Raw genomic sequence first — 12,623 nt, 5'->3', positions numbered from 1 at the left:
AGGGACACTGCGCTATGGCCGAACCACGTAGAAACATCGCCAAGATGGACCCTGTCTGGGATAAGATCCAGCAAGAGGCCGAAGCTGCGGTGCGCGACGAGCCGCTGATCGGCGGCTTTGTCCACGCCTGTATCCTGCACCACAAATCAATCGAAAAAGCGTTGTCCTACCGTATGGCCGCCAAGCTATCGTCGAACGAGATGTCGATGATGGTGGTGCGCGAAATGGTCGACGACGCCTATGCGGAGAACCCCGATCTAATCTCGGCGGCGCGCGCTGACTTGATGGCAATTTACGAACGTGACCCCGCCTGCCACCGGCTGTTGCAGCCGATTTTGTACTTCAAGGGTTACCAAGCGGTGCAGGCGTACCGTGTGGGGCATCACCTTTGGACCAAGGGCAAGCGTGACCTGGCCTATTTCGTGCAAATGCGTGTCAGTGAGATTTTCGGCGTTGATATACATCCGGCGGCCAAAATCGGCAAAGGGATCATGATCGACCACGCCCATTCCATCGTGATCGGTGAAACGGCTGTCGTGGGCGACAATGTGTCGATGCTCCACTCCGTGACGCTTGGCGGGACCGGCAAGGAAGAAGAGGACCGCCACCCCAAGATCGGGGATGGGGTGCTGATCGGCGCCGGGGCAAAGGTATTGGGTAACATCACTGTTGGACATTGCAGCCGCATCGCTGCGGGTTCTGTCGTATTGGAGGCAGTGCCACCGTGCAAGACGGTGGCCGGAATTCCGGCGCGGATTGTTGGTGAGGCGGGCTGTGATCAACCTGCGGTGTCGATGAACCACATGTTTGGGCCTGATCAACGCTAATTTTCGAGTGGTTTTTAGACATGAAAAAGCCGGGGCATCAGCCCCGGCTTTTGCTTTATATTTGCCGCTCCTTACAGGAGCGGCGATTGAGGGCTGTCTGCCCTCAAACTCCCGAGGAATATTAAAACCAAAAAGAGACGGGTGCTGGCGGTTTATGCCAGCATGACCATCGGATTTTCGAGGTTGTCCTTGATTGCGTTGAGCAGTTCAGCCGCCAATGCCCCGTCAATAACCCGGTGGTCGACCGAGAGCGTGACAGACATCACGGTGGCCACGGCAATCTCGCCGTCTTTGCCAACGATTGGTTTTTTCGCGCCCGCACCCACGGCCAGAATGGCACCATGTGGTGGGTTGATCACCGCGTCAAAGTTGTCGATCCCGAACATGCCGAGGTTGGAAATTGCAAAACTGCCGCCCTGGTATTCATGTGGCGCAAGCTTGCGATCACGGGCGCGGGCGGCGAGGTCTTTCATCTGTGCCGAGAGGGCAGACAGGGACTTCGTCTCGGCGTCCTGCAGGACGGGGGTAAAGAGACCACCCTCAATCGCTACGGCCACGGCCACGTCGGATGGTCTGAGCTTGAGGATGCGGTCACCGGCCCAGACCGCATTGGCGTCCGGGACGGCTTGCAGGGCCAAAGCGCAGGCTTTGATGACAAAATCGTTGACCGAAAGCTTCACGCCGCGCCCATCGAGCTGTTTGTTCAGATCACCGCGGAAAGCCAGCAGCGCGTCCAGTTGGATGTCACGGCGCAGATAGAAATGCGGGATGCTTTGTTTGGCTTCGGTTAGACGCGCAGCGATGGTCTTGCGCATACCGTTGAGGGAAACTTCCTCGTAGTCGCGGCCTTCGTACATCTTGGCGACCGTGGCAGCCGATGGGCCAGACGCAAGGGCTGCGGCTGGTGCCGCGGCGGGTGTGGTCACCTCAGGCGACGAAGCGGCAGCGGTTTTGGGCGCGTCGGATTTGGAAAGCCCTTCTACATCCGCTTTGACGATACGGCCACGGGGTCCGGACCCTTTGACGTCGGACAATTCCAAACCCTTGTCCGCCGCGATGCGCCGGGCGAGGGGAGTTGCGAAAATGCGGGTGCCGTCTGCGTCTTTGGGGGCGGGAGGTGTGACGCTATCGGCTTTGGCCGGAGCGGGTTCGCTGGATTGTTCCGTGGGTTTGGCAGGTGTGTCTTGTGTGTCGACCTTGGCAGGTGTGTCTTGCGTGTCGACCTTGGCTGGCGTGTCGGGTGCCTTGCTGGGGGTCTTGATGTCGTCAGCGCTTTCGCCGTCTTCGAGAAGCACGGCAATGGCGGTGTTGACCTTGACCCCTTCGGTACCGTCGGCGATCAGGATCTTGCCGATCACCCCTTCGTCTGTCGCTTCAAACTCCATCGTGGCCTTGTCGGTCTCGATCTCGCACATGACATCGCCGGAGGCGACGGTATCGCCCTCTTTGACCAGCCATTTGGCCAATGTGCCTTCTTCCATCGTGGGGCTGAGGGCGGGCATGAGAATTTCTGTGGGCATGTTCCGCTCCTTATTTGTAAGTAACTTGTTTCACGGCTTCGATCACCTCATCGGTGGTCACCAGCGCATGTTTTTCGAGGTTGGCTGCGTAGGGCATTGGTACGTCCTTGCCGGTACAGTTGATCACCGGCGCGTCCAGATAATCGAACGCCTGTTGCATGATCACGGTTGAGATGTAGCCGCCGACGGAGCCCTGCGGCCAGCCTTCTTCGACTGTCACACAACGGTTTGTTTTCATGACAGATTTCAGGATCGTGTCCGTGTCCATCGGGCGCAGGGTGCGCAGGTCGATGACTTCGGCTTCAATACCCTCTTCGGCCAGTTTCTCGGCGGCTTGCAGGGCATAGGTCATGCCGATGCCAAAGCTGACGATTGTCACGTCACTGCCGGTCCGCCAGATGCGTGCCTTACCAAAGGGAACTGTGTAATCCTCGACATCCGGGACATCAAAGCTGCGCCCATAAAGGATTTCGTTTTCGAGAAAGATCACCGGGTTCGGATCGCGGATCGCTGATTTCATCAGACCTTTATAGTCCGACGCGGAATAGGGCATCGCGACCTTCAGGCCCGGGATCTGCATGAACCAAGCGGCATAATCCTGAGAGTGCTGTGCGCCGACGCGGGCCGCGGCACCATTGGGGCCACGGAATACCATGGGTGCGCCCATCTGACCGCCAGACATATACAGAGTCTTGGCGGCAGAGTTGATGATCTGGTCCATCGCCTGCATGGCGAAGTTAAAGGTCATGAATTCGACAATTGGACGCAAACCGCCAAAGGCCGCGCCGACACCGATCCCGGCAAAGCCATGTTCGGTGATCGGCGTGTCAATCACGCGTTTTGCACCGAATTCATCCAGCAACCCCTGCGAGATTTTGTAAGCGCCCTGATATTCGGCCACTTCTTCACCCATCAGAAACACGTTTTCGTCGCGGCGCATTTCTTCGGCCATACCGTCACGCAAGGCTTCGCGCACGGTCTGCTGTTTCAACTTGGTGCCTTCCGGCCAATCGGGGTTGGTATCGGGGGCGGGGGCTGCGGGTTTCTCGCTTGCCGCTGGCTTGGGCTGGCTCTTGGCCTCGGCCGGGGCGCTGTGTTTTGCCTCTGCGGTGTCGGTCTTGGCTTCGACTTCGGCTTTGGGCGCGTCTTTGATGTCGTCCGCGCTTTCGCCTTCTTCAAGCAGCACGGCGATGGCGGTGTTTACCTTTACGCCTTCGGTGCCTTCGGCGATCAGGATTTTGCCAATGGTGCCATCATCGACGGCCTCGAATTCCATCGTGGCCTTGTCGGTTTCGATTTCGGCCAGGATGTCACCGGAGGAGACAGTGTCGCCCTCCTTGACCAGCCATTTTGCGAGCGTGCCTTCTTCCATAGTGGGGCTGAGGGCGGGCATGAGAATTTCGGTTGCCATTGCTTCAGGCCTCCTGCGGAACGTCGGTTGCATAGATGTCGGTCCAAAGCTCATCGAGATTTGGCTCCGGGCTTTCCTTGGCGAATTCAGCGCTTTCGTTCACGACCTTTTTGATCTCTTTATCAATCGCTTTGAGATCGTCTTCGGTTGCGTGTTTGCCGGTCAGCAGCAGGCTGCGCACCTGTTCGATGGGGTCACGTTCGTCGCGCATTTTTTGCACTTCTTCGCGGGTCCGGTACTTTGCCGGGTCCGACATGGAGTGGCCGCGGTAGCGGTAAGTTTTGATTTCAAGAATGTAGGGACCATCCTTGCGGGCGTGGGCCACGGCGGTTTCGCCTGCGGCCTTCACGGCCAGCACGTCCATGCCATCCACCGCCTCACCTGGAATGCCAAAGGCGCGGCCGCGTTCCCAGATTTCGGCACTTGAGGTCGAGCGCTGTTGCGATGTCCCCATAGCGTATTGATTGTTTTCAATGACAAAAATCACCGGTAGCTTCCATAGGGCGGCCATATTGAACGCCTCATAGACCTGGCCCTGGTTGGCAGCACCATCACCGAAGTAGGTGAACGTCACGCGCCCGTTGTCTTTGTATTTGTCGGCAAAGGCGAGGCCAGCACCCAGCGGCACCTGAGCCGCGACGATGCCGTGGCCACCGTAGAAATGTTTCTCTTTCGAGAACATATGCATGGAGCCACCCTTGCCCTTGGAATAGCCACCTTCGCGGCCCGTCAATTCGGCCATGACGCCGTTGGGGTCCATGCCACAGGCCAGCATGTGGCCGTGATCGCGGTAGGATGTGATGCGCTTGTCACCTTCTTCGGCGGCGGCCTCAAGGCCGACCACGACCGCTTCTTGCCCAATATAGAGGTGGCAAAAGCCGCCGATCAAACCCATGCCGTATAACTGGCCCGCCTTTTCCTCAAACCGCCGGATCAGCAGCATGTCCTTGTAGAAGGCGGTTAATTCCTCGGGCGAAACATTCGGTTTCTTGGTCGATTTCCTTGCGGCCATGGGCGTCTCCTCCGTCAGCGCAGGTCAGGGTGCCAAAAATAGTTTAGCGTTAAACTATTCTTTATCCCATTCCGTACAGGAATGCGAGTGGCTTTGTGGCACGACGTGAAAATCGCGCCCCACAAGGCAAATCTGGCCAGAGAAACGTCAAGATTGCAAGGGGCAGAACACCAGAAACGCTGGATCAGCGGATGACGATCTCATCCGTGCGCACCATGCCAAGGACCTTGCGGGCCTGTTCGTCAAGCAGATCAAGATCAAGATAATCGTCCGACAGGCGGTGCGTGAGGTTTTCCATCCGCGCAACATCGGCACGCACTTCGGCCAGGCGCAGACGCAGGTCTTGGTTTTCAGCGACAATTTCGGCCCGGCGGAACAGGCCAAAATCACCCTGCACGGCGGCAAAGGTGAAGTAGAGGCTCAACGCAAAGGCGATGGCGAAAAACAGCAGGGTGCCAAATGCGGGGCGTGGGGTGCGTGTCATGATCTGTGCCTCTGGGTCGCCTCTTGGTGGGCGTAACAACAGTATGACACAGGCGAATCGCCATGTGAATCCCTTGATTCGCGAAAGATGTTGTTTTCAGCGGAAAAATGCGAGGTTTGCGGGCCGCGTAGGGGGCAGCGGCCCGCTGTTTGCCATGATTAGCCCAGGGCCGCGACGCCGGGCAATGTCTTGCCCTCCATCCATTCCAGAAATGCCCCACCGGCGGTCGAGATATAGGTGAAATCCTCGGCAACGCCTGCCTGGTTCAGCGCAGACACGGTATCTCCGCCACCAGCCACGGATGTCAGTGTGCCTTCGCGGGTCTGACGTGCCGCCGCCTGCGCTGCGGCCACGGTGGCCGTGTCAAAGGGCGGGATCTCAAACGCCCCCATCGGGCCGTTCCAAATCAGGGTGCGCAACCCTGCAAAGGCAACCTCGACCAGCGCCACGGTATCGGGTCCGGCATCCAGCACCATCTGATCGGAGTCCAACGTGGTGTCAGGGCCCAGTTTGATGACGTCGTGTGCAGCGCCCTTGGCAAAGTCACGTGCCACCAGCCCGTCAACGGGCAGGATCACCCGGCAACCGGCCTTGTCGGCCTGGGCCATGATGTCCTTGGCGGTGCCGAAATAATCTGGCTCTTGCAGGGATTTGCCCAGATCGGCCCCCAGCGCGGCAAGAAAGGTATTGGCCATGCCGCCGCCGATCACGAGCAGGTCAAGCCGGTTCACGAGGTTCTCCAGCAGTGCAATCTTGGTCGACACCTTGGCCCCGCCCACCACCGCGCCCACCGGGCGCTCTGGTTTGGCAAGTGCGGCTTCTAGCGCCGAAAGTTCGGCCTGCATCAGCCGCCCGGCGCAGGCAGGCAGTTGCCGCGCCAGCGCCTCGGTCGAGGCATGGGCGCGGTGCGCGGCGGAAAAGGCGTCGTTGCAATAGATATCGCCCAAAGCAGCAAGCCGGGCGGCAAAGGCGGGGTCATTCGCCTCCTCTCCGGGATGGAAACGGATGTTCTCCAGCAGCAGCACCTCACCCTTGGCAAGGGCGGCATCCTCAAGCGTCTGCACCAATGTCACCTCGCGCCCGAGGGCTGATCTGAGCGCGGGCAGGACCTGGGACAGGCTCATCTCGGGGACGATCTTGCCCTTGGGGCGATCAAAATGCGCGATCAGCGTGACGGTGCCGCCCTTGGCCAGAATATCATTCACCGTCGGCACGATACGGTCGATGCGGGTGGTGTCGGTGACGCGGCCCGCTTCGACAGGCACGTTGATGTCCACACGCACCAGCACCCGTTTGCCGCTGAGGTCCATGTCATCCAGTGTTTTCCAGGCCATACCGCTTTCTCCCTAAATGTCATCTGTTGCGCTGTGTTTTGCCGTTATCTGCCCGCGCGTCAATGCACACGCTTGGCAATTGGACTGAAGCCGCCTAGGTAACTGCGGACGTTTATGACAAGGAGCGCGGCATGGCCGAGATCAAAGACCCCGAAAACACCATCCTGATGGAGCTGAAAGGCGGCACCGTCACCATTCAACTGCTGCCCGACCTGGCGCCGAAACATGTGGAACGCATGAAAGAACTGGCCCGTGCCGGCAAATATGACAACGTGGCCTTTCACCGCGTGATCGAGGGCTTTATGGCCCAGACCGGTGATGTCGCCAACGGCAACATGGAAGACAACTTTAACCTGCGCGCTGCTGGCACCGGTGGGTCGGATATGCCCGATCTACCCGCAGAGTTTTCCAAGGTGCCACATGCGCGTGGCTCGATCGGTGCAGCGCGTTCGGCAAATCCAAACAGCGCCAACAGCCAGTTCTTTATCAACTTCAAGGACAATGATTTCCTGAACGGTCAGTACACCGTTTACGGTCAGGTCATTTCCGGGATGGAACATGTTGATGCGCTGACACGTGGCGAGCCGCCAGCAAGCCCCGACCGGATGATCAGCGTCAAGGTGGCCGCAGATGCGTAAGCTATTGGGCGCAGGCGCCGTTCTGGCGCTGCTCGGCACCGCTGCCGCTGCCAGCGGCCTCAAGATCGAGGTCGCGGGCGAGGCGAACGGCACGATCACCATCGACCTGGCTGAAGACGTGGCACCACAGCATGTGGCGCGCATTACCGAGCTGGCCGAGGCGGGTGCCTATGATGGCGTGGTGTTTCACCGCGTGATCGACGGTTTCATGGCGCAGACCGGTGATGTTCAGTACGGCAAATCCGGCGAAAACACTGCCGGTGCCGGGCGCGGTGGGTCTGACCTGCCGGACCTGAAGGCCGAATTTTCGGATGTGCCGTTTGACCGTGGCGTTGTGGGCATGGCGCGCAGTCAGAGCCCGGACAGTGCCAACAGCCAGTTCTTCATCATGTTCGACGAAGGCTATAACCTGAACGGACAATACACGGTCGTCGGCCGGGTTACCGAAGGGTTGGACGTGCTGGACGCAATTGCACGTGGCGAGCCACCGGCCAAGCCTGACGTGATGCAAAAGGTCACTGTTACCGAGTGACGACAGGCTGGGGGGCGCTGCCCCCCAGACCCCCCGAGGGTATTTATGACCCGAAAAAGCAGGGGATTACCAACGCATTGTCTTGCCCAGCCCCACAACGGCGATCAAGGCGCTGAGTGTGCAGAGACCTGCGGCGAGATAGGCAAGACCTGCAAAGGCGTGATTCATCGCCATACTGTGATTTGCGCTGTCTGATAATACGCCAAAGCTGGCCCTACCGCCTGCGCCCGCATACAGGCTGGCGACAAGTCCGCCCACCGCTGCCACCGAAATCAGCCCCGCCATGCGCGTGACCGCGTTGTTGATGCCCGATGCAATGCCCGATTGATCCTCACGGACGGCAGCCATGATAGCAGTCGACAGCGGGGCCACCACCAGCGCCATACCAAAGCCCACAAGACACATGGCGGGCAGGGCGCGCCGCCAGAGGTCTTGTTCATGGGCGTAAAAGCCCATGGCAGCATAGCCCGCTGCGGCAAACAGACTGCCCAGAACCAGCAGGGGGGCCGGGCCGATGCGGTCAGCCAGACGACCCGCGCGCGCCGATAGCAGCGATAAGAATACCGACATCGGCGCGAAGGTGGCGCTGGCTTCGATTTCGCTTGCACCCCAACCGGCGATAAAGGTCATAGGCATGAAAAAGAACATGATGTTCAGCGCGGAATACAGGGTGAAGGCCATCAGGTTGGCGGCTGAGAATATGCGATTGGCAAAGAGGCTGAGCGGCATCATCGGCGCTAAACAGCGGGATTCGATCCACAGAAACAGCCCAAACAGCAGCCCGCCTGCGGTTAGCCACAGGCCGACGGTGCCGCCGTCTTGGCCCAGTTGTGTCAGCCCCCAGGCGATGCAAAGCAGGGCCAGCGTTGCAGTCAGCGCGCCGGGCAGGTCGGGCGGCGTGCTGGACCGGGCGGAATCGGCCCCGACCTTGGCCCAAAGCAACCAGAGCGCCAGCGCACCAAGCGGCAGGTTGATGGCAAAGATCGCGCGCCACATTTCTGGCCCGCCAAAGCTGAGCGCGAGGCCGCCGATGATCGGCCCGGCAGCAGTGGTCAGCGCTGAGGCGGCGGCCCATATGCCAATGGCCCGGCCCCGTTCGGCGCGCGGATAGGCGCGGGCGATGACCGCCAGCGATCCCGGCACCATAACCGCCGCGCCAATGCCCTGCACTGTGCGCGCGGCAATCACGAAATCGGGCGTGGGGGCCAATGCACAGAGGATTGACGCCCCGACAAAGAGCAAAATTCCGCCGCCAAAGACCCGCGCAAGGCCAAAGCGATCGCCCATCGCGCCGCCCGCCAGGATCAGCGCCGATAGTGTGAGCATATAGGCGTTATGTATCCATTGTGCCTGCACCAGATCGGCCCCCAGCGAGGCGCGCATGGCGGGCAGGGCGATGGCCACAACCGTCCCGTCGATAAACCCCAATGCCGAGGCGAGGATTGCTGCCACCAGCACAAAGGGCCGGGCAGCGGGCGCGCAGAAATCGGGCAAAAAAACAGGCGCCGCAGGGGCCTGCGGCGCCTTGATGTCAGTCATGTCAGACTGCCCTTAGGAGGCTGGGTTCGGCTTTTGCGCTGGCGCGGATTTTGCACCGGGGTTCAGCGGGTCGTCTTGACGCTGCACGGAGCCTTCGAAATGCGCACCGGATTCAATGGCGATAGTCTTGTGGATGATGTCACCCTCGACCCGTGCCGTCGACGTCAGGCGCACCTTGAGGCCGCGCACACGGCCCACGATGCGGCCGTTGATCACCACATCATCTGCAACCACTTCGCCCTTGATCGTGGCGGTTTCGCCGATGGTCAGCAAATGCGCGCGGATGTCGCCCTCGACCGTGCCTTCGACCTGAATGTCGCCGGTGGTTTTCATGTTGCCGGTCACATGCAAATCTGACGACAACACCGAAGCAGGCGGTTTCGCCTTTGGGGCGCTGGCCTTGAATTCATTGGGTTTGGGCGCGGCGGGGGCCGCCGATGCCGAAGCAGTAGAAGGGGCCGCCGGTTTGGACGCATCGGCGTCTTTTGGGGCGGGATCGTTGATTTTGCTCTTAGAAAACATCGTTTGCAGCCTTGATATAGATCATGGGATTAACAGCTTTGCCACCTACGCGGACTTCATAGTGGAGGTGGACACCGGTGACCCGTCCAGATGCTCCCATATCACCAATATGCTGCCCGCGCGAGACCCTTTGGCCTACTTTTACGCGCAGCTTGGACATATGGGCATAACGAGTCTCGATGCCGAACTCATGTTGTATCTTAACCAGACGACCATAACCCGATTGCCAACCGGAATGCACCACCACACCGTCAGCGGTGGCATAAAGTGGCGTACCCATGCCTGCGGCAAAATCGACGCCCGAATGCATGCGGCGGCCGCCGGTCTTTGGATCGCGGCGATAGCCGAACTGGCTGGTAAACCGGAATGAGGATTTAACCGGCTTGGCAAAGGGCGCTTTTTGCGCGGCAATGCGATAGAGGTTCAGACGGTCCATCTGGCCCAGCAGTCGATTGGCGCGCAGGGTGTCAGGGCTCAGCTCTTCGCCGCGGGTGGTGAATGTCAGCGGTGTCATCGGGCCGCCTTGGCCGGAATAACCGCGGCGCACGGTGGCAAGGATGCGGTCGGTCGGCATACCTGCGTTGCGGAACATCTTGTCCAGCGGGGCGACAGAAACGCTCATTGCCTCTTCGAGCTGCCGGAAGATTGCATCGTTCTGGTCGCGCATCAGGGCAATCTGCTGCGCCATATCGTCGGCCTGCAGCAGCGCGTCCTGCGCATCGCGGCTGATCTGGTCGCGCTCGGCGGCGGTGCGCGCCAGCGCTTCGGCCAGGAAATCGACCGGGGCGTTGCTGGCGGCGACCTGGATGGTGCCATTGCTGCCACTTTCCAGATTGCCCTGTAGATCAGCCAATTGATTGCGCGCCGTCTGGCGGTCTTTCATGGTGTCGCGCAGGGTGGACTGGATTACTTCGATGCCGGTTTCCAGCTCGCGGCGGCGGGTCTCGGAGGACAGCAGCTCTGATTGCATCACCGAAATCTGTGTAAGCGCGGCGTTAAAGCGTTCTTGCGCGGCCAGTGCCTCTTCGGCGCGGCCATCGCGTTGGGCAGAAAGATCGTTCAGCCGGGCCTGATAGGTGCGCTGGTCGCGTTTAGCCTGTTCGCGAAAGTTGCCCGAACCGATGCTGTCCATCAAAATAATGGCCGTGGCCACGATGGCCCATGCCACAAGGAGGGTAGAGCCGGTAAAGGCCACAATCTGGGTGCCGGGGCGCAGGCGAATGAATCGGGTATCGTTGTCGGACTTCAGGAAAACACGGCGTTCAGGAAAATAATGCTCAAGCAGAGCATGGATCTTGATGGCAAGCCGTGTGCGCACTGTGTCGTCCCTCATTTCGTCCCATCGACAACCAGGCCTCCCCGCCACGTGTTGTCAGCCACGTCAATAGCCAGTGACCGCCAATGGGGCAACCCTGATGGCCCAAGCGTGCGCGGCATTCCCCTCTTATGTTGCATATGGGCAAAAAACCGCCGATCCCAAAGACTTGGCGTCGCGCGTTAAGGTTGGCCGCTGGCGGTCAGCGGCCAGTAAAAATCAGGCGGAATCCCTGCTTCGGCGCGCTTTTCCTCATTGAAGGGCGGTTTCAGGTCGCCATGGAAATACTTGCGCACAAGGGCATGAAAGCGGTCCTTGGGGTCTTCGTCAAAGCGACCACACAGAAAATGAAACCATTTGCTGCCATAAGCGACATGGGCCACTTCCTCGGCATAGATGGTTTCCAATGCCGCCACGGCACTGGTCTGTTTCGCACGGCGAAACACTTCGATCATGCCGGGCGTTACATCAAGGCCGCGCGCCTCCAGCACCATTGGCACCACAGCCAGCCGGCCCATCAGGTCATCCGCCGTATCCTCAGCCGCGCGCCACATCCCGGCATGGGCGGGCAGCGCGCCATAATGGCTGCCCAATTCCTCAAGACAGTCGCACATCAGGTTGAAATGCTTGGATTCTTCATCCGCCGCCTTGACCCAGTCATCGAAAAACCCAATCGGCATGGGCACATCGGCAAACCGCGCGATCACGTCCCAGTGCAGGTCAACGGCGTTCAACTCAATATGTGCCACAGCGTGCAGCAGCGCGATCCGCCCTTCGGGGGTGCCGGGGCGGCGGCGGGGCACGTCGCGGGGCGACAGCAGTTCGGGTCGGGCAGGCCGGGCCGGGTGCATCGGCGGGGCAGCGGTGCCAATCTCGGGCCGTTCCCCGGCGCTACGCGCGGCCTGCCACTGCGCGGCATAGTCGCGCGACAAGGCGGTCTTGGCGCGGCCATCAGGGGTGCGCAGCACCGCCTCGGCCATCTGGGCCAGCGGCATCACAGCGCGCGCACCGCGTCCAGCACCGCATCGACATGGCCCGGCACCTTTACCTTGCGCCAGATCTGCGCGACCGTGCCGTCAGCGCCGATCAGATATGTCGCACGTTCGATCCCCATGGATTTCTTGCCGTACATGTTCTTTTCGACCCAGACGCCATAGGCTTCGGTCACTGTGCCGTCGATGTCGGACAGAAGCGGCACCGTGAGCCCGTGTTTGGCGGCGAATTTATCGTGTTTCGCCAGCGTATCGCGCGAAATCCCAAAGACCTGTGCGCCTGCGGAGGCAAAATCGCCCAGCCGCTCGGAAAACCCAATGGATTCGGTGGTGCAGCCCGGCGTGTCGTCTCGCGGGTAGAAAAACAGCACCACGGGTCCGCCGCGCAGCGCCGAAAGCGTAATATCGCCGCCTCCGGTGACGGGTAGGCTGAAATCGGGTGCGGTGTCGCTGATGTCGGGCATGTGATTTTCCTTGGCTTGTGAAGGGCCTCATGG

General features: G+C 60.3%; 13 protein-coding genes. 3 read left to right on the top strand and 10 right to left on the bottom strand.

Annotation, left to right across the window (positions count from 1 at the left end):
• The first annotated feature begins 14 nt into the window (after window positions 1-14).
• Window positions 15-827, top strand: coding sequence for a serine O-acetyltransferase (cysE, locus tag AC1965_RS10230; RefSeq protein ID WP_483883769.1), 813 nt, complete (start codon window positions 15-17; stop codon window positions 825-827).
• Between the two features lie 152 nt (window positions 828-979).
• Here cysE and AC1965_RS10225 read toward each other — a convergent pair whose 3' ends face one another.
• The 5 genes from AC1965_RS10225 to AC1965_RS10205 all read right to left on the bottom strand — a co-directional run bounded on the left by AC1965_RS10225 (window position 980) and on the right by AC1965_RS10205 (window position 6,588).
• A complete protein-coding gene (locus tag AC1965_RS10225) occupies window positions 980-2,347 on the bottom strand; it encodes a pyruvate dehydrogenase complex dihydrolipoamide acetyltransferase (RefSeq protein ID WP_483883768.1) in 1,368 nt (455 codons plus the stop codon).
• 10 nt (window positions 2,348-2,357) lie between these two features.
• Window positions 2,358-3,758 (bottom strand): pyruvate dehydrogenase complex E1 component subunit beta, encoded by a 1,401-nt coding sequence (locus AC1965_RS10220; RefSeq protein WP_483883767.1) that lies wholly within the window; start codon window positions 3,756-3,758, stop codon window positions 2,358-2,360.
• Window positions 3,759-3,762: 4 nt separating this feature from the next.
• Window positions 3,763-4,770, bottom strand: a complete 1,008-nt coding sequence (gene pdhA, locus AC1965_RS10215) for a pyruvate dehydrogenase (acetyl-transferring) E1 component subunit alpha (RefSeq protein WP_483883766.1) — start codon at window positions 4,768-4,770, stop codon at window positions 3,763-3,765.
• A gap of 184 nt (window positions 4,771-4,954) precedes the next feature.
• A complete protein-coding gene (locus AC1965_RS10210; RefSeq protein WP_483883765.1) occupies window positions 4,955-5,254 on the bottom strand; it encodes an FtsB family cell division protein in 300 nt (99 codons plus the stop codon).
• 158 nt (window positions 5,255-5,412) lie between these two features.
• The gene (locus tag AC1965_RS10205; RefSeq protein ID WP_483883764.1) at window positions 5,413-6,588 is read right to left on the bottom strand and encodes a phosphoglycerate kinase; all 1,176 of its coding nucleotides are present in this window, start codon (window positions 6,586-6,588) and stop codon (window positions 5,413-5,415) included.
• Window positions 6,589-6,719: 131 nt separating this feature from the next.
• On the opposite strand from AC1965_RS10205, the gene AC1965_RS10200 reads away from it, so the two are divergent.
• Both AC1965_RS10200 and AC1965_RS10195 read left to right on the top strand, forming a co-directional pair.
• On the top strand, window positions 6,720-7,226 hold the full coding sequence (locus AC1965_RS10200; protein WP_483883763.1) for a peptidylprolyl isomerase: 507 nt from the start codon (window positions 6,720-6,722) through the stop codon (window positions 7,224-7,226).
• Window positions 7,219-7,758 carry a peptidylprolyl isomerase gene (locus AC1965_RS10195; protein WP_483883762.1) on the top strand — a complete coding sequence of 180 codons (540 nt, stop codon included), beginning with the start codon at window positions 7,219-7,221 and terminating at the stop codon, window positions 7,756-7,758. The genes AC1965_RS10200 and AC1965_RS10195 overlap by 8 nt, the downstream gene beginning before the upstream one ends.
• Before the next feature lie 66 nt (window positions 7,759-7,824).
• On the opposite strand, the gene AC1965_RS10190 is transcribed toward AC1965_RS10195, so the two are convergent.
• From AC1965_RS10190 to AC1965_RS10170, 5 genes are all read right to left on the bottom strand, one after another.
• Window positions 7,825-9,297: an MFS transporter gene (locus AC1965_RS10190; RefSeq protein ID WP_483883761.1), complete on the bottom strand. Its 1,473-nt coding sequence runs from the start codon at window positions 9,295-9,297 to the stop codon at window positions 7,825-7,827.
• A 12-nt stretch (window positions 9,298-9,309) separates the two neighbouring features.
• Window positions 9,310-9,819, bottom strand: coding sequence for a bactofilin family protein (locus tag AC1965_RS10185; RefSeq protein ID WP_483883760.1), 510 nt, complete (start codon window positions 9,817-9,819; stop codon window positions 9,310-9,312).
• Window positions 9,809-11,137 carry a DUF5930 domain-containing protein gene (locus AC1965_RS10180; RefSeq protein WP_483887026.1) on the bottom strand — a complete coding sequence of 443 codons (1,329 nt, stop codon included), beginning with the start codon at window positions 11,135-11,137 and terminating at the stop codon, window positions 9,809-9,811. The genes AC1965_RS10185 and AC1965_RS10180 overlap by 11 nt, the downstream gene beginning before the upstream one ends.
• A 179-nt stretch (window positions 11,138-11,316) precedes the next feature.
• Window positions 11,317-12,132 (bottom strand): ferritin-like domain-containing protein, encoded by an 816-nt coding sequence (locus tag AC1965_RS10175; RefSeq protein ID WP_483883759.1) that lies wholly within the window; start codon window positions 12,130-12,132, stop codon window positions 11,317-11,319.
• Window positions 12,129-12,590 (bottom strand): peroxiredoxin, encoded by a 462-nt coding sequence (locus AC1965_RS10170; RefSeq protein ID WP_483883758.1) that lies wholly within the window; start codon window positions 12,588-12,590, stop codon window positions 12,129-12,131. The genes AC1965_RS10175 and AC1965_RS10170 overlap by 4 nt, the downstream gene beginning before the upstream one ends.
• Between the last annotated feature and the right edge of the window lie 33 nt (window positions 12,591-12,623).

This window comes from Sulfitobacter sp. KMM 9851 (assembly GCF_057178245.1).
This window is presented reverse-complemented; position numbering and strand designations above follow the sequence as displayed.

Excerpts from the sequence above, each read along its gene's own strand:
- AC1965_RS10190 (WP_483883761.1), bottom strand. The coding sequence starts at position 9,297 with ATGACTGACATCAAGGCGCCGCAGGCCCCTGCGGCGCCTGTTTTTTTG.
- AC1965_RS10205 (WP_483883764.1), bottom strand. The coding sequence starts at position 6,588 with ATGGCCTGGAAAACACTGGATGACATGGACCTCAGCGGCAAACGGGTG.
- pdhA (WP_483883766.1), bottom strand. The coding sequence starts at position 4,770 with ATGGCCGCAAGGAAATCGACCAAGAAACCGAATGTTTCGCCCGAGGAA.
- AC1965_RS10210 (WP_483883765.1), bottom strand. The coding sequence starts at position 5,254 with ATGACACGCACCCCACGCCCCGCATTTGGCACCCTGCTGTTTTTCGCC.
- AC1965_RS10170 (WP_483883758.1), bottom strand. The coding sequence starts at position 12,590 with ATGCCCGACATCAGCGACACCGCACCCGATTTCAGCCTACCCGTCACC.
- cysE (WP_483883769.1), top strand. The coding sequence starts at position 15 with ATGGCCGAACCACGTAGAAACATCGCCAAGATGGACCCTGTCTGGGAT.
- AC1965_RS10225 (WP_483883768.1), bottom strand. The coding sequence starts at position 2,347 with ATGCCCACAGAAATTCTCATGCCCGCCCTCAGCCCCACGATGGAAGAA.
- AC1965_RS10220 (WP_483883767.1), bottom strand. The coding sequence starts at position 3,758 with ATGGCAACCGAAATTCTCATGCCCGCCCTCAGCCCCACTATGGAAGAA.
- AC1965_RS10185 (WP_483883760.1), bottom strand. The coding sequence starts at position 9,819 with ATGTTTTCTAAGAGCAAAATCAACGATCCCGCCCCAAAAGACGCCGAT.
- AC1965_RS10200 (WP_483883763.1), top strand. The coding sequence starts at position 6,720 with ATGGCCGAGATCAAAGACCCCGAAAACACCATCCTGATGGAGCTGAAA.
- AC1965_RS10195 (WP_483883762.1), top strand. The coding sequence starts at position 7,219 with ATGCGTAAGCTATTGGGCGCAGGCGCCGTTCTGGCGCTGCTCGGCACC.